The organism is Leeuwenhoekiella polynyae, from assembly GCF_004104075.1.
Lineage (GTDB): Bacteria > Bacteroidota > Bacteroidia > Flavobacteriales > Flavobacteriaceae > Leeuwenhoekiella > Leeuwenhoekiella polynyae.
The window spans coordinates 98,207-120,592 of the sequence record NZ_QOVK01000007.1; the positions used below are offsets into that span (position 1 = coordinate 98,207).

The 22,386-nt window shown below is 36.8% G+C and carries 19 protein-coding genes; 15 read left to right on the forward strand and 4 right to left on the reverse strand.

Features of this window, described 5'->3' with window-relative positions:
* Positions 1 to 21: 21 nt before the first annotated feature.
* The 3 genes from DSM02_RS09995 to DSM02_RS10005 all read right to left on the reverse strand — a co-directional run bounded on the left by DSM02_RS09995 (position 22) and on the right by DSM02_RS10005 (position 3,967).
* Positions 22 to 888 carry a hydroxymethylglutaryl-CoA lyase gene (locus tag DSM02_RS09995; protein ID WP_128765496.1) on the reverse strand — a complete coding sequence of 289 codons (867 nt, stop codon included), beginning with the start codon at positions 886 to 888 and terminating at the stop codon, positions 22 to 24.
* Positions 889 to 949: 61 nt separating this feature from the next.
* Positions 950 to 2,884 (reverse strand): tetratricopeptide repeat-containing sensor histidine kinase, encoded by a 1,935-nt coding sequence (locus DSM02_RS10000; protein WP_128765497.1) that lies wholly within the window; start codon positions 2,882 to 2,884, stop codon positions 950 to 952.
* A gap of 60 nt (positions 2,885 to 2,944) precedes the next feature.
* Positions 2,945 to 3,967: a quinone-dependent dihydroorotate dehydrogenase gene (locus tag DSM02_RS10005; RefSeq protein ID WP_128765498.1), complete on the reverse strand. Its 1,023-nt coding sequence runs from the start codon at positions 3,965 to 3,967 to the stop codon at positions 2,945 to 2,947.
* A 160-nt stretch (positions 3,968 to 4,127) separates the two neighbouring features.
* On the opposite strand from DSM02_RS10005, the gene pepT reads away from it, so the two are divergent.
* Both pepT and DSM02_RS10015 read left to right on the forward strand, forming a co-directional pair.
* Positions 4,128 to 5,363: a peptidase T gene (pepT, locus tag DSM02_RS10010; RefSeq protein WP_128765499.1), complete on the forward strand. Its 1,236-nt coding sequence runs from the start codon at positions 4,128 to 4,130 to the stop codon at positions 5,361 to 5,363.
* A gap of 83 nt (positions 5,364 to 5,446) precedes the next feature.
* Positions 5,447 to 5,926 carry an FKBP-type peptidyl-prolyl cis-trans isomerase gene (locus DSM02_RS10015; protein ID WP_128765500.1) on the forward strand — a complete coding sequence of 160 codons (480 nt, stop codon included), beginning with the start codon at positions 5,447 to 5,449 and terminating at the stop codon, positions 5,924 to 5,926.
* A gap of 80 nt (positions 5,927 to 6,006) precedes the next feature.
* Here the strand turns inward: DSM02_RS10015 and rocD are convergent, their stop codons facing one another.
* Entirely contained in the window at positions 6,007 to 7,287 is a 1,281-nt protein-coding gene (gene rocD / locus DSM02_RS10020) for an ornithine--oxo-acid transaminase (protein WP_128765501.1), read from the reverse strand.
* Between the two features lie 338 nt (positions 7,288 to 7,625).
* Here rocD and rlmD point away from each other — a divergent pair, with 338 nt between their 5' ends.
* The 13 genes from rlmD to DSM02_RS10085 all read left to right on the forward strand — a co-directional run bounded on the left by rlmD (position 7,626) and on the right by DSM02_RS10085 (position 22,293).
* Entirely contained in the window at positions 7,626 to 9,038 is a 1,413-nt protein-coding gene (gene rlmD, locus DSM02_RS10025; RefSeq protein ID WP_128765502.1) for a 23S rRNA (uracil(1939)-C(5))-methyltransferase RlmD, read from the forward strand.
* A gap of 5 nt (positions 9,039 to 9,043) precedes the next feature.
* Complete coding sequence (locus tag DSM02_RS10030) at positions 9,044 to 9,541, forward strand: DUF6452 family protein (RefSeq protein WP_128765503.1); 498 nt, start codon at positions 9,044 to 9,046, stop codon at positions 9,539 to 9,541.
* Positions 9,507 to 10,253, forward strand: coding sequence for a DUF6048 family protein (locus DSM02_RS10035; protein WP_128765504.1), 747 nt, complete (start codon positions 9,507 to 9,509; stop codon positions 10,251 to 10,253). The genes DSM02_RS10030 and DSM02_RS10035 overlap by 35 nt, the downstream gene beginning before the upstream one ends.
* A 2-nt stretch (positions 10,254 to 10,255) precedes the next feature.
* Positions 10,256 to 11,176, forward strand: coding sequence for a CPBP family glutamic-type intramembrane protease (locus DSM02_RS10040; protein ID WP_128765505.1), 921 nt, complete (start codon positions 10,256 to 10,258; stop codon positions 11,174 to 11,176).
* A gap of 66 nt (positions 11,177 to 11,242) precedes the next feature.
* Positions 11,243 to 12,049: a TrmH family RNA methyltransferase gene (locus tag DSM02_RS10045; protein WP_128765506.1), complete on the forward strand. Its 807-nt coding sequence runs from the start codon at positions 11,243 to 11,245 to the stop codon at positions 12,047 to 12,049.
* Between the two features lie 11 nt (positions 12,050 to 12,060).
* Positions 12,061 to 13,299 carry a M48 family metallopeptidase gene (locus tag DSM02_RS10050; protein ID WP_128765507.1) on the forward strand — a complete coding sequence of 413 codons (1,239 nt, stop codon included), beginning with the start codon at positions 12,061 to 12,063 and terminating at the stop codon, positions 13,297 to 13,299.
* Positions 13,300 to 13,401: 102 nt separating this feature from the next.
* Positions 13,402 to 15,618, forward strand: a complete 2,217-nt coding sequence (locus DSM02_RS10055) for a RelA/SpoT family protein (RefSeq protein WP_128765508.1) — start codon at positions 13,402 to 13,404, stop codon at positions 15,616 to 15,618.
* A gap of 24 nt (positions 15,619 to 15,642) precedes the next feature.
* A complete protein-coding gene (locus DSM02_RS10060) occupies positions 15,643 to 16,128 on the forward strand; it encodes a Fur family transcriptional regulator (protein ID WP_128765509.1) in 486 nt (161 codons plus the stop codon).
* Complete coding sequence (locus DSM02_RS10065) at positions 16,129 to 17,400, forward strand: adenylosuccinate synthase (RefSeq protein WP_128765510.1); 1,272 nt, start codon at positions 16,129 to 16,131, stop codon at positions 17,398 to 17,400.
* 134 nt (positions 17,401 to 17,534) lie between these two features.
* Complete coding sequence (locus DSM02_RS10070) at positions 17,535 to 18,587, forward strand: zinc-binding metallopeptidase family protein (RefSeq protein ID WP_128765511.1); 1,053 nt, start codon at positions 17,535 to 17,537, stop codon at positions 18,585 to 18,587.
* Between the two features lie 51 nt (positions 18,588 to 18,638).
* Complete coding sequence (locus DSM02_RS10075) at positions 18,639 to 19,208, forward strand: class IV adenylate cyclase (RefSeq protein ID WP_128765512.1); 570 nt, start codon at positions 18,639 to 18,641, stop codon at positions 19,206 to 19,208.
* Positions 19,209 to 19,322: 114 nt separating this feature from the next.
* Positions 19,323 to 21,113 (forward strand): OstA-like protein, encoded by a 1,791-nt coding sequence (locus tag DSM02_RS10080; protein ID WP_240674028.1) that lies wholly within the window; start codon positions 19,323 to 19,325, stop codon positions 21,111 to 21,113.
* Positions 21,103 to 22,293, forward strand: coding sequence for an aspartate aminotransferase family protein (locus DSM02_RS10085; RefSeq protein WP_128765514.1), 1,191 nt, complete (start codon positions 21,103 to 21,105; stop codon positions 22,291 to 22,293). Before DSM02_RS10080 ends, DSM02_RS10085 begins: the two co-directional genes overlap by 11 nt.
* The last annotated feature ends 93 nt before the right edge of the window (positions 22,294 to 22,386 follow it).

Consider the following 22,386-nt stretch of genomic DNA (forward strand, 5'->3'; position numbering starts at 1 on the left):
CAAACAGGGAAGCTATTTAACTTAATGGTAATATTCAAATATTCGGGTTGCTTCGTTGTGTGCAGATTCAAAACTCATAGGTCTAATTCCTGAATCTGCCTTTACAGAGTTAAAATACGAAAGCATTTTTTCGGTAGGCATATTGCCGGTAAGTTCGTCTTTAGCCATCGGGCAACCGCCAAAACCCTGAATGGCACCATCAAAACGTCTGCAACCTGCTTTATAAGCGGCATCTACTTTCTCAAACCATTTTTGAGGTGTCGTATGTAAATGTGCACCAAATTCGACATTAGGATATTTTGGAATGAGATTTTTAAAAAGATAGTCTATAGTTTCAGCATCAGAAGTTCCCACTGTATCAGAAAGCGACAGGATAGAAACGCCCATATTTGCTAGTTTTTCGGTCCACTCCCCTACTATTTCAACACTCCATGGGTCGCCATACGGATTACCAAAACCCATCGAAATATAGGTGACTACTTTTTTATTGTTTTTATCGGCTACTTCTAGAATGGCCTTCAGAAGTTCTACAGATTCTGCAATTGTTTTATGCGTATTCCGCATCTGAAAGTTTTCAGATATACTGAATGGATAACCTAAATAATCAATTTGCGGATGAATAACTGCATCCTGAGCTCCACGTAGATTAGCGACAATAGCTAAGAGTTTGGTCTGAGTTTTAGATAAATCTAATTGCTCTAAAACTTCAGCAGTATCTATCATTTGAGGTATCGCCTTTGGTGACACAAAACTTCCAAAATCTAATGTATCAAAACCGCACCTCAATAAAGATTGCAGATATTGCACCTTTGCTTTACTAGGTATAAATTTTTTTATACCCTGCATCGCATCACGTGGACATTCGATTATTTTAAGAGCCTGACTCATTAATATGTTTTAGCGAAAATAAAGATACAATTAAAGATGTGAGTTTATAATCGAAGTAATCTTAGTCTTTTAAAACAGGTAGTGCTAATGTAAAAGTTGAGCCTTTACCCAGTCTGCTTGTTGCGGTTATTTCCCCGCCAGCTTTTTTTGCTATTTCCTGACAAAGTATAAGACCTATACCATTACCAGATTCATTAGCTGTGCCTTCTACAGTATAACGTTCCTTATTAACCAAGACTTTTTCGATCTTATCTTGAGCCATACCCACACCCGTATCTGAAACATGAATATAGTAATAGTTGTCTTTTTCTTGAGTATTAAAGGTTATCACACCACCTCTCGGTGTAAATTTTATTGCGTTGTTCAGTAAATTTCTCATCACAACTTGCATTACCTGAGGATCTGCTTTAATCGTAGCATCATCAGTTATATTACAATTTATCCTGATGTTCTTAGCCTTAAGAAATACTAACTCGTTATTGTATAAATTCTGAATAGAGGTCTTTAAATTAATCTCTTTAGAAACAAACTTAAACCCATCCATTTGAGATTTTGCCCAGATCAATACGTGCTCTAAGAGATAATGGAGACTTAGAGATTGCCCTTTTAGTTCTTCAGCTAATTCCTTCAACTCTTCAGAAGTAAAACTATCCAGATTAGCTTGAAGCATATTGGTACTGCTTAAAATAGCAGCAACAGGGCTCTTAACATCATGAGCTACAATGGAAAAAAACTTATTTTTTTCACTATTTATTGTTGTCAGATTACGATTGAATTCATTAAGAACGCTTTGCTTTTCTTTTAAAATTGCATTGTTTTTAGCCTTAAGATTATACATCCCGTATAAAATTAAAACCATTACCAAAAGTAAAAATATAAATATGGCGATTCCCCAAATTCCATAGCGTTGATTTTTGATTTGCATCGCCTGGATTTCTGCATCTGTTTTGAGCAATTTATTTTCAAACTCACGCTCTTCTGTTTCAAACTTCACTTTAATATTTTGAAGTATTGCGGTTTGCTCGCGGTTATGAATCTCATTATTTAATTGAATATACTTTTTGGCATAAATAAGAGCCTCAGTAGTATTGTCTCTTGCTTCAAAAACTTTTTGCTTTGCCTTGTAGAACTCAAGTGTCACATACTGATCGTGTAAATTTTCGGTTTGAGATTGCAAATTCTGAAGCACATCTTCTGCTTCTTCTACTTTACCAAGTGCTAATAAAGCCTGAGATTTATAAGATTTAGATAAGATTTCAAATTGAATAGGAATTTCTGGTTGAGCAATAGCATAGTTGAGACTTGCAATAGCAGTCTCGTATTGATTTAGAAAATACTGAGCAGTTCCTAAATTGAAATAGGTTACTGCAACTATCCTATTTTCCTTATCATTTTTGAAATAATCTATTGCCTTTTTAGCATAGTAAAGTGAGCTATCATATTGCTTTTTTTCCCTATACACCCCACTCATATTGGTGATTAATTTAGTATATAAATTAACCTGTTTGAGACTGTCAATATGATTTAATGCCTCTTGAAAATTATCTAAGGAAGAGTCGTAATCCCGCAAATAAAAATCAAGCGCACCCAGATTAGAATAAGTTTCAGCAAGACCTAAACTATCTTTTAATTTTTTAAAAATAGGAAGTGCTTTTTGAAATTCTACAATCGCTTCGGGATATTTTGACTGAAACACATAATAGCTTCCTTTGCGATTATAACTGGTGGCTGTGGCAGATTCATTCTTAACAGCCTTAGCAATCGTTATAGATTTATCTATATAAAACAGTGCGGAATCCGGCTTAAAATATAAATATTCATATCCCAGACGTTGATACAAATAGCTCTTTAAAGAGTCATTTGTTGTTTGAGTAACTTGCTGTTTTAAGGAGTCTATTGTCGGAGTCTGCGCGTATATCCCTAAAGTAAGAAATAAAAAAAATACTCCACAAAAATGCAGAATAATTCGTCTGTGTAAAAAGGTAAATGATATCACAAGAATTATACTACTTTGGTCTTACAATTAATAGTTTAAAGCTAATGAAAGTTCTTTGAACTAATTAACTCGTTTTAAAATTTCCTTGTTAATTTTTTTTATTAGAGATGGACCTTCGTATATAAAACCAGTGTATAGCTGAATTAAGCTTGCTCCGGCTTCTAATTTTTCAATCGCATCTTCCGGACTATGAATTCCTCCCACACCAATTATCGGAAAAGATTTGTTGCTCTTTTTAGACAAAAACCGAATTACCTCTGTAGCTCGCTTTCTTAAGGGTTTTCCGCTTAAACCACCTACTTCCTCTTTATTTTCAGAAGACAACCCTGTTCGGCCTATAGTTGTATTAGTAGCTATAACACCGGCTATTTTAGTAGTATTTACAATATCTATAATATCCAGAAGTTGATCATCTGTAAGGTCTGGAGCAATTTTGAGTAGAATTGGTTTTTCTTTTGCTGCTCGAGCTCTGTTTAATTTCTGTAAACCACTTAATAGATTAGTCAAAGGCTCTTTATCCTGAAGTTCTCGTAAGTTAGGTGTATTTGGCGAACTTACATTGACCACAAAATAATCTACGTGATCATATAAAGCCTCAAAACAAATCTTATAATCATTGAATGCTTCGTTATTAGGAGTTACCTTATTTTTACCAATATTTCCACCTATCAGAACGTTTTTATTCTTTTTTAGACGTTCAACAGCTGCTTCAACTCCACCATTGTTAAACCCCATTCGATTAATAATAGCCTGATCTTCTCTTAACCTAAATAAGCGCTTTTTAGGATTGCCGGATTGCGGCTTTGGTGTTAAGGTCCCTATCTCAACGAAGCCAAATCCTAACTGAGAAAGTTCGTTATACAGTTTTGCATCTTTATCAAAGCCTGCCGCAAGACCTACCGGATTTTTAAATTTCAGCCCAAAAACTTCACGCTCAAGTCTTTTATGTTTGACTTCAAATGCAGGTTTTAATACATTTAAAAGTCCGGTTTTACTTAACAACCGAATGCTTTTAAAACTAAAATGATGCACCCCTTCAGGGTCAAACTTAAAAAGTAAAGGACGTAAAATTGATTTATACATAAGGCTGATTAATGTGCTGCAAAAGTAAGTTTATGTCTTGCAACTCAAAAGAAAAGGTATAATTAAAAATATTATAAAATTTAGTATCAGCCTTTGAATCTTTAGGCATAACAGTACCTTTGACCTCAACATTTACAATGATTATTCAATACCCTTGCATATGATAGAAAAAGACTCAATAATAAGCCGTTTTGTTAGTTATGTAACGATTGACACACAAAGTGACGAGAACAGCTCTTCTACGCCCAGCACTCAAAAACAATGGAATCTTGCCAGAAAATTACATCAAGAATTGATAGAATTTGGGCTTAAAGATGCTACTATGGACGATAACGGTTATATCATGGCAACCTTACCGGCAACGGCAAATACTGTTGTGCCGACTATAGGATTTATTGCACATTATGATACAACTCCAGACTTTACCGGAACTGATGTTAAACCTCAAATTATTGAAAAATATGAGGGTGGAGATATTGTTCTGAATGAAGATCTAGATATTATTCTTTCTCCAGATGACTTTGAAGACCTATTGGCTTATAAGAGTCAAACCTTAATCACCACAGACGGAACAACGCTTCTTGGAGCTGATGATAAAGCGGGAATTACAGAAATTATGGAAGCCGCAAAGTATCTGATTAATCATCCTGAAATCAAACATGGCCCCATCAGAATAGGTTTTACTCCAGATGAAGAAATAGGTCGTGGCGCACACAAATTCGATGTGGAAAAATTTGGTGCTGAATGGGCATATACAATGGACGGAAGCCAAATAGGCGAACTAGAATTTGAGAATTTTAATGCAGCCAGTGTAAAAGTTTTTGTTAAAGGAAAAAGCGTACATCCTGGTTATGCTAAAGGTAAAATGATAAACAGCATCCATATTGCGCAAGATTTTATCAGCTCATTACCACGTCTGGAAACTCCGGAGCATACTTCTGGGAGAGAGGGTTTTTTTCATTTAAATGGAATTCACGGCGATGTTGAAGAAACCGTTTTGGAATATATTCTAAGAGACCACAACAAAGAGCATTTTGAAGCGAGAAAAGAAGTACTCAACAATCTTGCTCTGGAAATCAATAGTCAATACGGGTTAGAGCTTGTAACACTTGAAATTAAAGATCAATACTTTAATATGCGTGAAAAAATAGAGCCTGTAATGCATATTGTAGAACTTGCTGAAAAAGCGATGCGCGCTGTATACGTAAAACCTATTATAAAGCCCATACGGGGCGGTACAGATGGTTCACAGCTTTCATTTATGGGACTTCCCTGTCCTAATATCTTTGCCGGTGGTCATAATTTCCACGGAAGGTTTGAATATGTTCCTGTTGAAAGTATGATCAAGGCTACTGAAGTTATTATCAAAATAACCGAACTGGCAGCTAAAAAATAAATCCCTTTTATCAAGCAACCTATTTATTAGAAAAGCATCTTAGTTAAAATCATAAATTCTATTTCACTTTTAATCTTAAAATTTTGAACAACAAATTCTATTATTTAAAATCGTTTTTACTCCTATTTATTTTAACACTTTTCATTTCTTGCAGTGACGACGAGAATAACGAATCTGAAGCCGAAGCTTATACTCGAAATCAACAAGAGTTAGAAGCATATATAGAAGCTAATGATCTGAATGTTGAAAAATCTAATTCAGGTTTATACTATATAATTACAACCGAAGGTGAAGGTGCTACACCCACCACTAGTTCTGATGTAACCGTAAAATATAAAGGTTATTTTCTGGACGGCACTGTATTTGACCAAGCTACTACAGAAGTTGAATTTAATTTAGGTCAAGTAATACCGGGGTTTAGAGAAGGTATTTCTTATATGCAAGAAGGTGGATCTGCCACCTTACTAATGCCTGCAAGATTAGCTTACGGTTCAAGAGGAAGCGGACCTATACCTCCAAACACGGCTATAGCATTTGACATAGAGCTTATCGCAACTGAATAAGTAATACTATTTTAAAAGAAAAAAAGGAGCGACTAATTAGTCGCTCCTTTTTTCTTTTAATTCATTTTTCTAATGAAAAACTACTTCTCGAAGGCTTTAAGCGTTTTAGTTATAATTGCAACACACTCAAGCAACTGCTCTTCATTCATTACCAGTGGAGGAGCAAAACGAATGATATTTCCATGAGTAGGTTTTGCTAGTAGTCCGTTTTCTTTAAGTGCTACACAAATATCCCATGCTGTACTGCTATCTTCAGAATCATTAATCACAATAGCATTAAGTAATCCACGTCCTCTTACTAACTTCACAATATTGCTTCCATCAATAAATTCATTGAGTTTAGCTCTGAAAAGCGATCCTAAAACACGTGCATTCTGAGCAAGTTTTTCATCTTTCACAACATCTAAAGCAGCCATAGCAACAGCTCCCGCAACAGGATTTCCTCCAAAAGTAGAACCGTGCTGACCCGGTTTAATTACATTCATAACAGCATCATCAGCAAGCACAGCAGAAACAGGATAAGCACCTCCAGATAAAGCCTTTCCTAAAATTAAAATATCTGGTCTCGTATAAGTCTCCTGACGCTCGCAATGAGCTTCACAAGTACAATTTCCGCAGACTGCTAGTAAAGCCCCAGTACGCGCAATACCAGTTTGAATTTCATCAGCGATAAACAGCACATTGTGTTCTTCACATAAAGCCTTCGATTTTTTGATAAAATCATCAGCCGGAGTATAAACCCCCGCTTCACCTTGTATAGGCTCTACTAAAAATCCTGCAACATTGTTATTTTCGATCAATGCTCGTTCTAAAGCTTTAGGATCATCATAAGGTATTTTAATAAATCCCGGTGTGTATGGGCCAAAGTTCTTACGAGCATCCTCATCGTTAGAAAATGAAATAATCGTTGTGGTTCTTCCGTGAAAATTATTTTCACAAACAATGATTTGTGCATCGTGCTCTGCAACGCCTTTTTCCTCATAAGCCCATTTACGTGCAATTTTTATAGCTGTTTCTACAGCTTCTGCACCGGTATTCATCGGTAATAGCTTGTCAAACTTAAAATAGTCTGTCGCATACTCTTCATAGCGCCCCAATATATCATTGTGAAATGCTCGAGAAGTAAGCGTTAATACTTCGGCTTGTTTAGTCATTGCTCCCACAATTGCAGGATGACAGTGACCTTGGTTTACTGCAGAATATGCAGATAAAAAGTCATAATACTTCTTATCTTCAACATCCCATACGTATACACCTTCACCACGTTTTAAAACCACAGGAAGTGGGTGATAATTGTGTGCACCGTGCTTGTCCTCAAGAGCGATTGCTTCTTGCGAAGTGAGTTGTTTTACAGTAGTCATTTTGTAATTTTTTAAGGTAATCTTTATACGATTCCTACTTAAGATGCTTTTATAACTCAGCTCTTTACGATTCTATTATTATCTATTAAACAAAAGAAATGTATAAGTCTGAAATTTAAATCTTATGAAGCAGATTTAGAACATCCTCAACAGGAGAGAAATCATCCCGGTTAAGCGCTTGCAAAATACTAAAATTAGAGGACAACTCCATTAAATTCAAGAGCATCAGCTTTATTCAAATTGACTTTAAATAAAGAAGCTTCCCCTCAAAATTGAACTCAATAATACTTCTAGCTAGTCCGTTGAAATAATCGTCTTATTTATTCTATTTTTGCGGCGTGTCAAGAAGAAAGAAAACAAGAAAAGTTTTTACTGATGTGCAGGTAATTGATGCCGGCGCAAAAGGAAAAGCTATAGCTAAAGCGCCTGATGGACGTGTTATTTTTATCAATAATGCGGTACCGGGTGACATCGTAGATGTACAAACTCAAAAACAACGCAAGGCGTATTATGAAGGTACAGCGATAAAAATCAATAAATATTCTCCTAAACGTACCCAACCCGAATGCCAGCATTTTGGCACTTGTGGTGGTTGTAAATGGCAGAATATGCATTACGATTACCAGTTGGAATACAAACAACGCGAAGTTGTAAACAACCTGAAACGTCTGGGCAAAATTGAACTTCCTGAAATCACTCCCATTAGCGGCAGTAAAAAGATTTACTTTTATCGTAATAAGATGGAATTTTCATTTAGCGACAGCAAATGGCTTACACTAAAGCAAATTCAAAGTGATGAGATCATTGAAGATCGAAATGCTTTAGGTTTTCATATCCCGGGGATGTGGGATAAGATTCTAGATATTGACAAATGTTGGTTGCAGCGCGATCCCAGTAACGCGATACGCAATGGTGTTAAAGATTTCGCTACAAAAAACAACATTCCTTTTTTCAATACACGCAATCAGGAAGGTTTTCTGCGCACTTTAATGATACGTACGAGCAGCATTGGTGAATTGATGGTGTTGATTCAGTTTTTCAAAGAAGAAAAACAACAGCGCGAGTTGGTGCTAGACTATCTAAAAGAAACCTTCCCTGAGATAACTTCGCTCCTTTATGTTATTAATGAAAAAGGAAATGATACCATTTATGATCAGGATGTAATTTGCTACGCTGGTAGGGATCATATTTTTGAAGAAATGGAGGGTCTTAAGTTTAAGATTAATGCCAAATCATTCTACCAAACCAATTCTGAGCAAGCTTACGAATTATATAAAATCACGCGGGATTTTGCAGGATTAACGGGTAAAGAAACCGTTTTTGATTTGTACACCGGCACCGGGACTATTGCACAATTTGTTGCTAAACAGGCTAAAAAGGTAGTTGGTGTTGAAGCGGTTCCTGACGCGATTACCGCAGCTAAAGCCAATGCGCAATTAAACGGCATAGAAAACGTTGAGTTTTACGTAGGTGATATGAAAAATGTATTTAATGATGCATTTATCTCTCAACACGGGCAACCAGATGTCATCATTACAGACCCTCCACGCGATGGAATGCATAAAGACGTCGTTGCACAGTTGATAAAGATAAAAGCTGATCGTATTGTTTATGTAAGCTGTAACAGCGCAACACAAGCAAGAGATCTTGCACTGTTAGATGAATTGTATAAAGTAGAACGCATACAACCCGTTGATATGTTTCCACAGACACATCACGTTGAAAATGTAGTTTTATTAAAACTGAAATAAGCCCCATGTTTAAAAACTGGATTTTGTTAATGCTTGCTGTTTTGTTACTCTCCCTTTCTTGCGAGCGTGATGATATTTGTGCAACCAGCACCCCCACTACTCCATTATTAACAATTGGCTTTCTGGATGGAGATAATATCAATGAAACAAAATCTTTAAATATTAATATATACAAGCCAGACCTTTCAGACAGCATCGTATATACCAATGCATCTACTATAGAAATACCTTTGCGTACAGACACTACAGCTACGGTTTTAGTTTTTGTAAAAAATCCGAATAATTTAGTAGCAGCAGAAGATCCTAATAATGCAGATACAGTCACATTTAACTATACACCGCAGGAAGAATTTATAAGTTCTGCTTGTGGCTATAGAGTGATATACACCAATCTTAGTATTCAGAATAATTCAGGCTCAGACGGGCGCTGGATAGATGATATAACGCTTACTACCAGAACTATTTCAGATGAAGACACTACACAGGTTTTTATTAGTCACTAGTTTTGCGCTGTTGAGTATTCTCAACATTCAGGCACAAGAAGAAGACCGTGGCATCGAGGTTGAAGAACCTGTAGAAGAGGTAGCCGCTGATACCGTCGCGCCTAAACCTAAAATCAATAAATACGGTTTACGGGTAGGTATAGATTTTAGCAAACCACTACGCAGTTTTCTCGATGATACCTACCTAGGTTTTGCTATTGTAGGAGATTTTAGGATCAAAGATCGGTATTACTTAGCAGCAGAAATAGGTACAGAGTCAAAGGAATTTGATGATGCTAACTATTTTGCCAAAACTCAGGGAAGTTATATTAAAGCAGGTTTTAATTATAATGCCTATAACAACTGGGTGGGAATGTCTAATATGATCTATGTAGGGTTACATGCGGGTTTCTCGACCTTTAGTCAAGATCTGGATAGTTACACCATTTACACCACGAATTCATTTTTTGATCCCGATTTACGCACCGTTTCCCGCAACTATTCAAATTTAAATTTGACGTGGGTTGAATTGCAAATGGGATTACAGGTTGAGCTTTTTAACAATCTATATATGGGACTCAATGTGCAGCTGAAACGTATGATTACTCAAAAAGAACCCGACGGTTTCACAAATTTATATGCGCCAGGTTATAACAAAGTAACCTTTAACAATGTTTACGGCGCGGGTTATGCTTATACAATATCCTATTTGATCCCTCTCTTTAAGAAGTAAATATGGGATTTCGCGCTCGCGTAAGTAGCATTAATAACTTCATAAAAAAGCCAAACGATATACCATTCCCTATATCTACCTGGGAAAAGTTTAAATACCTTATTTCTGGTGTTATATATGACTTTATAGTCGCATTCATTTTTGTGATTTTGATCTCTATTTTAGAGCCCTTAATGACGCCATATGAAAATGTGCTCAATAGCGAGTTGCATTCGTTCTGGATTTCTATTTTACTAATCACTATTCTTCCTCCACTTCTTGAAGAATTGATCTTTAGATTTCCTTTAAAGTATAAACGCAATTACGTTTTTCGGTTCATAGCATATCTATTTAAAACTGATTTTTCTGGTTTTTGGAAAAAGCATCTACGCATTATCGTCTATCTATTTTCAGCAATTTTTGGTTTTATCCATTTGAGCAATTACAATAATGTTGATTTGGTATTCTTTATGCTGGCGCCAATCATCGTGGGAGCCCAGCTTTTCGCAGGAATTATTTTTAGTTTTTTCAGATTAAAACTGGGGTTCGTTTGGGCACTTTTGGGACATTTTAGTCATAACTTTATTTTAATAATGATGTCCTTTATGTTTTTTCACAATGTGGAAAGAAGCCTCGTGGATGATGATGAAGTTAAGATTGAAGCAACCGGGATTGCTTTTAAACTGGATAACCCAGAACGCTTAACTATAGACTCTCTTCAAAACGGAAACATACTCTGTCTGGATGCTCAGAATTACAGTCTGCAAAAATTGCTTGACGAACTTTATCACACAGACACTTTAAGTATTAGAGATAATGATCAACTTGACTTAAAGCTTTATAGTAAAAAAGAAGAAGGATACACTAAAGATCAGCTGCTCGATGTTTTAAAAGAACATTACACCTTTAAAAAGGTATCTGATTCTATTTCAAAAAATGAATAAGGCTGACTCACTTTAGTATCTTTAGCCAATATTATAAATAAAATCTACATAAGGTTATTTACCGCAATGATTAAAGAAATTAGCAGCACGCAAAACCCCACTATAAAAAGCCTGGCAGCCTTGCAAGACAAAGCGCGCAAGCGTCGTAAAAATGGTGAATTTCTTATTGAAGGTGTACGCGAAATCAATCTTGCCCTACAAGCAGGTTTTGAGTTGACACGTATTCTATTTTGTGATGCTATTGCAAATGCTGAAGAATTGCAATTGCTTCAATCTAAGCTGGATAAAAATGTAGCGCAAATTGCAGTTACAGAAGAAGTCTATAAAAAAATAGCGTATCGCTCAGGCACAGAAGGAATTGTCGCTTCCGCGATAGCGAAACAAAATCAACTAACTGATTTACAATTACCCAAAAATCCATTAATTCTCATCGCTGAAGCACCTGAGAAACCAGGGAATATAGGAGCACTGTTGCGAACTGCAGATGCTGCCGGAGTTGATGCCTTTATTCTTGCCAACCCGCGTACAGATCTTTATAATCCAAATATTATACGGTCTAGTGTTGGTGGTGTTTTTACTACGCAAATTGCCACCGGTAAAACCGAAGAAGTCTTGACCTTTTTAAAAGAAAAAAAAATCAGTATTTATGCGGCTATCTTACAAGAAGCTATTTCTTATGAGAAGCAAGATTTCACCGGCTCCACAGCAATAGTCGTAGGAACAGAAGCAGACGGACTTTCTGAAGAATGGCGTAAACAATCAACGCAAAATATCATCATCCCGATGCAAGGTAAAATTGATTCTATGAATGTTTCTGTTGCTGCATCTATCTTGATTTTTGAAGCCCGCAGACAACGCGGTTTTAAGAAATAATATAACTCACTATGACCCCAACACTCGTTTTTTATATCATCATCGGTTTTATCGTAATTAGTTTTGTGATCGATCAAATTCTAGACGCTTTAAACGTGAAGCATTTTGATGATCCCATTCCTCAGGAATTGGCTGATGTTTATGATGAAGAAAGCTATCGCAAATCGCAAGACTATAAAAAAGTTAATGCAAAATTCTCAACACGGACTTCGAGTTTCATGCTCGTAGTGACACTAGCTTTTTTCTTTGCAGATGGTTTTGCGTTTGTTGATAATTTAGCTCGGTCAGTAAGTTCAAATGAGATCATTGTTGGTCTTATTTTTTTCGGAATTATCATGATTGGCTCAGATATTCTCACAACACCCTTTAGTTATTACAAAACCTTTGTTATAGAAGAACGCTTCGGTTTTAACAAGTCAACTCCTGCCCTATTTTTTATGGATAAGCTCAAAGGTTGGTTGATGACTATTATTGTCGGCGGTGGTTTACTCGCTTTGGTAATCTGGTTTTATCAACTAAGCGGAAGTTCTTTTTGGCTTTACGCCTGGATCGTTTTTGCGGTTTTTGCGGTGGTGATGAATATGTTTTACGCCAAACTCATTGTACCGCTTTTCAATAAACAACAACCGCTGGAGGAAGGTTCGCTTCGTGTAAAAATTGAGCAATACGCTGCAACTGTAGGTTTTAAACTGAATAATATTTTTGTAATTGACGGCTCTAAACGCAGCACAAAAGCCAATGCGTATTTCTCAGGATTTGGTTCAGAAAAAAGAATCACACTATACGACACATTAATTAATGATCTGGAAGAAGAAGAGATTGTTGCCGTTCTGGCACACGAAGTTGGTCATTACCAGAAGAACCACATTATTATCAACTTAGTTACTTCAATTTTACTTACCGGTTTTACGCTTTGGTTATTAGGCAGTTTTATAAGTATGCCTATTTTTTCTGAAGCGCTAGGTGTAACTCAGCCTAGTTTTCACATCGGTTTGATCGCTTTTGGAGTTTTATACACGCCTATTTCTGGAATTACCGGATTTTTAATGAGCTTGCTATCGCGAAAGTTTGAATATCAAGCTGATAATTACGCAAAAGACACCTACGCAGGTGAACCGCTCATACGTTCGCTTAAAAAACTTTCTCGCAATAGCCTCAGCAATTTAACTCCGCATCCGCTATATGTAAAATTACATTACTCACACCCTACCTTATTGCAACGCTATCGCAATTTAAAAGGTCTTAAATAAGAGTTTGAGCTGATTTAAAGCATACTATTTTTTTAAAATCTATTTCTGAATAGAAGCGGTATTTACATTTGCTTTTTTAGGATATAGTTGTACTTTTAAATTATGACTACGGTTGATATAGAAAAAGAAAATAAAGAGCTTACCAGGCGTTATAAAGAATTATTGCGCATAAGTTACCGCACGCTTTCTGATGATGATAAAAAAATGATCAGAAAAGCTTTTGAGATAGCTGTAGATGCGCATAAAGATCAGCGTCGGAAATCTGGGGAAGCCTATGTTTTTCACCCACTAGCTGTAGCACGTATTGTTGCCAGTGAGATTGGTATGGATGCGACTTCTATTGCCGCCGCCCTCTTGCACGATGTTGTGGAAGACACCTCGTATACGCTTGAAGATCTGGAAGAATTATTTGGCCCCACTGTAGCGCGCATTGTTGACGGTCTTACTAAAATCTCTAATTTAAAGAAGCATCGGGATGTTTCTTTACAGGCAGAAAATTTTAGGAAAATGCTGCTTACCATAAACGATGACGTTAGGGTAATCATCATTAAGATTGCAGACCGTTTGCATAATATGCAAACGATGGACTCTATGCGGCCAGATAAGCAAGTAAAGATCGCTAGTGAAACACTTTATATCTATGCACCCCTTGCGCACCGTATAGGTCTTTACAACATTAAAACAGAGCTTGAAGATCTTGGTCTAAAGTACACCGAACCTGAAGTGTTTAAAAACATTTCGCGTAAGATGAAAGAGACTAAAGAGCAGCAAGACCAATATATTGAAGAGTTTACCAAAGCTGTTGAACAATCGCTGGACAAGGAGATTTTGGATTATGAAATAAAAGGCAGACCTAAATCTATTTACAGCATACGCCGAAAAATGCTCAAACAGAATATTCCGTTTGACGAAGTGTATGACAAATTTGCAATTAGAATTATTTACAAGGCTGCTCCTGAAAGCGAGAAATTTTTAGCCTGGAAAATATACTCCATAGTCACAGACCATTTTAGACCCAATCCTACGAGACTTCGTGACTGGATTTCCTCTCCTAAATCTACAGGATACGAAGCCTTGCACATCACGGTTATGGGACTCAGAGGACGTTGGGTTGAAGTTCAAATTCGTTCTGACCGAATGAATGAGATTGCCGAGAAAGGTTATGCGGCGCATTATAAATATAAACAAGGTTCATCTAACGAGACAGACGAAGATCAAACTTTAGATCAATGGTTGAACCGTTTACAAGAAGCTTTAGAAAATAATGAGACTAATGCGGTAGATTTTGTTGAGCAGTTTAAGCTGAATCTTTACAATAAAGAGATTTTTGTCTTTACACCTCAAGGAGAATTAAAATCACTTCCTAAAGCTGCAACACCTTTAGATTTTGCGTTCAGTATTCATACCGAAGTGGGTATGCATACTCGCGGAGCACGTGTTAATGGCAAATTAGTTCCGTTGAGTCACGAACTTAAAAGTGGTGATCAGGTAGAGATCATTACCTCAGAACACGCTAAACCTAATAATAACTGGTTAGATTACGCCACAACAGCGCGTGCACGTTCTAAAATTAAGTCTTCTTTAAAAGACGAGAAAAAAACCATTGCAGAAGACGGGAAAGTTATCCTTACACGCAAATTACGCTCTCAAAAGATCAATCTTGATGAGAATGTGATCAACGAAATGGTTATTTATTTTAAACTAAAAACCAGTCTGGATTTGTTTTACCGCGTTGGGATAGGTACAATAGACAACAAGATGATAAAAGAATATGCTACTTCCCGTAGCAATGCTTTTGTCACCTTCTTTAAAAATAAAATACGTAAAGCTCCCGTAGCGGAGCATGTAAATAAAGATGAGATTACCGAAAAGTATGATCTTTTAGTTTTTGGCAAAGACGAGCAAAAATTAGATTATACTTTGGCACAATGCTGCAACCCTATTCCAGGGGACAAGGTTTTTGGGTTCACAACGGTTTCAGAAGGCATAAAAGTACATAAACAGAACTGTCCCAATTCAATCTCGTTACAAAGCAATTACGCTTATAGAATTATTCCTGCTAAATGGATAGATTCATCTGCTCAGGAATTTAAAGCAGACTTAGAGTTAACCGGCATCGATACCCTTGGGCTTGTTAATCACGTTACCCGTGAGATTTCAGAACATATGCATGTAAATATGCGTAATCTGAATTTCACAACAAACGACGGTGTTTTTAAAGGAAATATTACCGTCATTGTTCAAAACAAAGAGCATTTACGCAGGCTTATAGAAAACTTAAAAAAAATAAACGGTATCGACAAAGTCATACGCCTGTAAATACGTAACTTTGCACCCTCTATTATGGTACCTAAAGCAACAATAAATAAAGATCAAGAAGTCGTAAAGAACGTCTTCACTAAGTTTCTAGAAGAGAACGGTCATCGTAAAACTCCTGAGCGCTATGCGATTTTACAGGAGATTTACAATTACAAAGACCACTTTGATATAGAAACGTTGTACATCAGTATGAAGAACAAAAAATATCGGGTTAGTAGGGCTACGCTTTACAACACGATAGAACTTCTACTGGCCTGTGGCCTTGTACGCAAACATCAGTTTGGGCAAAATCAATCTCAATATGAGAAATCTTATTTTGACAAACAGCACGATCACGTTATTTTAACTGATACCGGTGAGGTTATAGAATTTTGCGACCCACGTATTCAATCTATTAAGAAAACCATTGAAGAGGTTTTTAATATAGAGATTAACAAACACTCCCTTTATTTTTACGGTACCCGCAAAGAGAATTCAACAGAAAACACAACCGAAGACAATAACTCATAAATGGCAGTAGATTTACTTCTAGGTCTCCAATGGGGAGACGAGGGTAAGGGCAAAATTGTAGATGTCCTTACAAAAGATTATGATATTATAGCCCGTTTTCAAGGCGGACCAAATGCGGGTCACACGCTTGAATTTGATGGTATCAAACACGTTTTACACACAATCCCTTCTGGTATTTTTCACGAGAATGCGATCAACTTAGTTGGTAACGGCGTTGTGATTGATCCGGTTATCTTTAAAAAAGAATTAGACAATCTTGCTCAGTTTAAACTGAACATCAAAGAGAAATTACTTATTTCTCGCAAAGCGCATTTAATTCTACCTACACACCGTCTTCTTGATGCAGCTTCTGAAGCTTCAAAAGGTAAGGCAAAAATAGGGTCTACCCTAAAAGGAATTGGTCCTACTTATATGGACAAAACTGGTCGTAACGGGATTCGTGTAGGAGATCTTGAACTTGCAGATTGGAAAGATCGTTATGCTTCTCTTAGAGATAAGCATATTGATATGATTGATTTCTACGATGCAAAAATTGAGTTTGATCTTAAAGAATTAGAATCTGAATTTTTTAAAGCTGTTGAAGTTTTAAAATCATTGACTTTTATTGATTCTGAAGAGTATCTATACCAAGCACAACAAGCCGGAAAATCAATCTTGGCAGAAGGCGCACAAGGTTCTTTGCTTGATATTGATTTTGGTACTTATCCATTTGTAACTTCTTCAAATACTACTGCTGCCGGTGCATGTACCGGTCTGGGAGTTGCTCCTAATCAAATAGGAGATGTATTTGGTATTTTTAAAGCATATACCACACGTGTGGGTTCTGGCCCATTCCCTACCGAACTTTTTGACGAAGTTGGTGAAACTATGGGACGCGTAGGTAATGAGTTTGGTGCTACTACTGGTAGACCACGTCGCTGCGGTTGGTTAGATCTTGTAGCACTCAAATATGCAGTACACGTAAACGGTGTTACTCAATTGATGATGATGAAAGGTGATGTATTGAGCGGTTTTGATACCCTTAAGATTTGTACACAATACAAATACAAGGGCGAAGTTATAGATCACTTACCTTATAATATTGAGCCTGAAAACGTAGAGCCTGTTTATTCAGAAATGAAAGGCTGGGAAGAAGATCTTACTAAAATGAAAGGTGATGAACAATTACCTAAAGAGCTCAATGCTTATATTGAGTTTTTAGAAAAAGAGCTGAATGTGCCTATTAAAATTGTTTCTGTTGGTCCAGACCGTACACAAACAATTCACAGATAGTCTGACAATTCTTATTGGAATATTTAAAAACCGAAGCAAAATGCTTCGGTTTTTTTATGCTTTATTTCTGAATTAATTATAATACTCGCAAACTCTTAAACCCTACATTTACAAAGTCTTAACAACGACAAATTATGAAACTTTTTCAGTGCTCCAACTGCAACAACCCAGTCTATTTTGAAAATACTTCTTGCGAAAAATGTGGTAACGATCTAGGCTACCTTTATGAAGATGAAAAAATCATTTCGTTCCCGATGAATAGCCTTCCGGTTGCTAATCCCGTAAATAAGGAACAAGTTCTGTTGTATTGCGCAAATTATGAGTTAGACGCTTGTAACTGGTTAGTCCCTGCTAAAAGTGATAATCCTTATTGCGAAGCTTGTAGTACCAATCATATTATTCCAGATTTGAGTTATCCTGAAAATAAACTCGACTGGCAAAAAATTGAAGCAGCAAAGCGCCGGTTATTTTACAGTTTACATAAGTTGAAACTTCCGGTGAAATTCATCATAGACGATGCTCCTTTTAACCTCTCCTTCGATTTTTTAGCTTCAGATCCTAATGATCCTAACGGTGTTAAGACTGGTCATAATAACGGACTCATAACCTTAAATATTCAGGAAGCAAATGCTGCTCACAGAGAATATATTAAAGAACAACTTTCTGAACGCTATCGTACTTTATTAGGCCATTTCAGACATGAAGTTGGTCACTTTTATTGGGATGTTTTGATAAAAAATAATCCACAGAACTTGAAAGAATTCAGAGCGCTTTTTGGTGACGACCGAGAAGATTATGGTGAAGCGTTGCAAAAACATTATAAAAACGGAGCCCCAGATAATTGGCGAGATAATTACATCAGCAGTTATGCCACAATGCACGCCTGGGAAGATTGGGCAGAAACCTGGGCACATTACTTACATTTGATGGACGTGCTTGAGACTTCGTTTAATTTCGGTCTTACACTAGACCCTGAAATTTCAAAAGTTCCCAACCTGAGGGTTGCTTGTGATTTTGATCCATATGATGGTGCAGATATGCGTAAGATCATTAAGCACTACTTACCACTCACCTACTCGATCAATTCTCTAAACAGAAGTATGGGCCACGCAGATGCTTATCCCTTTATTTTGTCAGAACCCGTGATCAAAAAGTTAAACTTCATTCATAAAGTTGTGCATTTATAAGTGTGAGGCTTGCTTGCAAAGCATTAATTTTAAGCTTAAAAGTGCTTAACTATGTATGAAGTAGAACTTACGGCTCGTCTTAAAAATTATGATCAAACCCGAGAGATAATTCAGAAATTGAATCCTATTTCTCAGTTTCAATTGGACTACGATGATCGCTATTTTGATAAGAACAATAAGCTAACAGCAGAAGATCAGGAGTTTCGCTTGCGCACTAAAACCAATTTAGATTCCGGCGAATCTAAACATTATTTAACTTTTAAAGACAAACCTTTTGATAAGGTCACACGTTCTAAACCTGAATACGAAACCATCGTTTTAGATCATCACAATTCTGAGCAAATACTGTTTCATTTAGGATATACAAAAACCGCTCACTACACCAAGCACTGTGAAGTTTTCAACCTAAATTATGAGGGCGCTGCTGTTGAAATTGCGCTTGTTCAATTTGATGAACTGCAAGATTCTTTTATAGAGATCGAAACTACAACTGCTAAACATGCTGAAACTGATGCACTTTTTGAAAAACTCTATCGCTTACTGGCAGACTTAGAACTCTCTAAAGATGACCTAACCGAAGATTTTTATATTGAAATGATAAAAGAAGCGCAATCGGTTTAAAAATAATAGCTTTCATATTTGACTAAAGGGAATACTTTAACCGCTGCTTTTTCCGTTATATTTGCATCAAATTATATTATGCCTGATTTTTTAAAAAACAGCCTCTTTTTTTTAATGTTTTTTCTCACTGCAAGCTCTTTTGCACAGGAAGGGAAAGAATTAGATATCACCTCAGATATTTCGCAAATAGATGAAGTAAAATATCCGGGAGCTCTGGTGATGTATAAAAATACCAATCAGGTTTACATTCAGCATGAAGGTATAGAAATGTGGTGTGATCTGGCGTTTCATTATAAAAATGAAAATTTCGTCCGCGCCATTGGTAATGTCCGTATGAAACAAGGCGACACCATAAGTATGCGCAGTAACTATGGGGAGTACAACGGTAATACCCAATTTGCCTGGGCATCAGGAGGAGTGAATTTAAAAACACCAACCGCCACTTTAGATACCGATACGCTCTATTTTGACAGAATCAAACAACAAGCCTATTACCGCACCGGCGGAACCCTACGCGATACCGCAAGTGTAATCAACAGTAAAATAGGTAGATATTTTTTAGACCAAGACAAGTATTCGTTTATTCAGGATGTGGTGGTCACCAACCCGGAATATGTTATTGAAAGTGACCAACTCGATTTTTATTCAGAAAGTGGTGTGGCATACCTGTATGGACCTTCAACCATTACCAGTGAAGCTAGCACTGTTTATTGTGAACGGGGTTACTATGATACCCGCAATGATAATGGATATTTTGTAAAAAATTCCCGAATAGATTATGACAACCGTACTGTTTTTGGAGACAGTTTATATTTTGACCGGCCTACCAATTTTGCTTCAGCAACTAATAATATTAAGGTTCTAGATACTGCTAACAATAGTGTCATTAAAGGGCATTATGCTGAAGTTTACAAGGATAAGGATTCGGTTTTTATTACTAAAAAAGCGGTTGCAATAACCGTTCAGGATAACGATTCGATTTACATTCACGGAGACCGCCTTGTTGTTACCGGAATTCCCGAAAAACGTATTGTTCGCGGTTATTACAATGTACGCCTTTTTAAAAGTGATCTAAGCGGAAAGTCAGATTCTATACACATCAATCAGCAAACTGGATTGACACAAATGATTGGTAAACCTATTCTATGGAGCGGACTCAGCCAGATGACCGGTGATTCTATCCATTTAAAAAGCAATACCAAAACTGAGCAGCTCGATTCACTAAAAGTCTTTGAGAATGCATTTATGGCGCAGCAAGATACCATTCCGCTATTTGATCAGAAGGAAAAAACAGGATTCAACCAAGTAAAAGGCGATGTGCTTTACGGTACATTTCTAGACAATGCGTTGCATCAAATAGATATTGTGAAAAATGCTGAGAGCATTAATTATATGCGTGGAGATGATGGTGTTTTACAAGGTATAGACAAAAGCAAATCGGCTTCAATCACCGCAATTTTAGAAGAAAATGAATTAGTTGAAATCACAAAATGGAAACAAGTTGACGGTGAGGTTTACCCGCTTTCTAAATTCCCAATCGAGTCTAGAGAGTTCCCGGGATTGAACTGGCGTGGTGATGAACGTTTGCTGACCAAAGAAGATATCTTTAAAGGAGAAGCTCCGTTTACACTCACTAAAATTGAAGGCATTCCACTACCGGAGATTGATGAAGATTTCTTTGACAATAGCATCCCTGATGAAGAACTCGATATTCCTGAGGCTTCAAAATTAAATCCTTCAGACTTTAAAAACCGGGAAGAAGATGCACCTTCGATAGGTGTCCCTGTTAATGACAAAGCAACGATTCAAGAAGGAACAGATTCCATAAAAACCCAAAAACCTCAACTCAAAGAACTACCCAAGCCAAAAGTTAAAGATTCAACAACTACAAATAATGAAGGCTGATTTCCTAAAATATCAAGCACAGACGAGTCCGCACCCTTTAGCAGTTGAAGTATCTCACGCAAAAGGCTCCTATATCTATGATATTTCGGGTAAGGCGTATCTAGATTTTGTAGCAGGTGTTTCAGCAGCAAGTTTAGGTCACTGCCATCCGGCAGTTGTTAATGCTATAAAAACGCAAAGCGAAAAGTATTTGCATGTGATGGTTTATGGAGAATATGCTCAAGATCCTGCTGTTCAACTAACCCGTTTATTAGCAGAAAATTTACCCGAACCCTTAGAGCAAACTTATTTAGTAAATAGCGGTACAGAAGCTATAGATGGCGCGATGAAACTGGCGAGAAGAGTTACTGGCAGAAGCGCAATCATTTCTGCTAATCAAGCTTATCATGGTAACACCTTTGGCGCATTAAGCTTAATGAACTACGAAGAGCGTGTGGCTCCTTTTAGACCGGTTGTAGGAGATATTTCGCATATAAACTTCAATAGTTTTGAAGATTTAAATAAAATTACAGAAAATACAGCCGGAGTTGTTTTAGAAACAATTCAAGGCGGAGCAGGATTTATTCAACCCGAACACGGCTGGCTTGCAGCAGTAAGAAAACGCTGTAAAGAAGTGGGTGCGCTTTTAATTCTTGATGAAATTCAGCCTGGCTTTGGCCGTACAGGGACATTTTTTGGTTTTCAAAATTATCAAGTAGTTCCAGATATTGTTGTAATGGGAAAAGGTATGGGAGGCGGTATGCCTATTGGTGCTTTTACTGCTTCAAAAGCACATATGCAACTCTTGTCAAATAACCCAAAAATGGGACACATTACAACCTTTGGTGGTCACCCTGTCATTGCGGCAGCTGCTTTAGCAACAGCAAAAACTATTTTAGAAAGTAATCTCATGGCGCAAGCTTTAGAAAAAGAAAAATTATTTAGAAGCTTGCTTAAACATAAGCTCATTACCGAAGTTCGCGGAAAAGGTCTGATGCTGGTTGCAATTACCCCTTCAGCAGAAATAACTACTGAAGCAATTTTAATGGCTCAAGAAGAAAGCTTAATTTTATTTTGGTTACTTTTTGAAACCCGTGCAATACGCATCACTCCCCCTCTAACCATCTCTGCTAAAGAGATAAAAGAGGGCTGTGAGATCTTGCTTAAGGTTTTAAATAAAATTGCGACTAAAATGGCATAATTGCACTTTTGGGCGTAATTGTTGATTACTTTGTTAACAACAATATAAAAAGCACAGCTGTCTGCCTGCTATCCTTTTTAAATTTATAAAGGC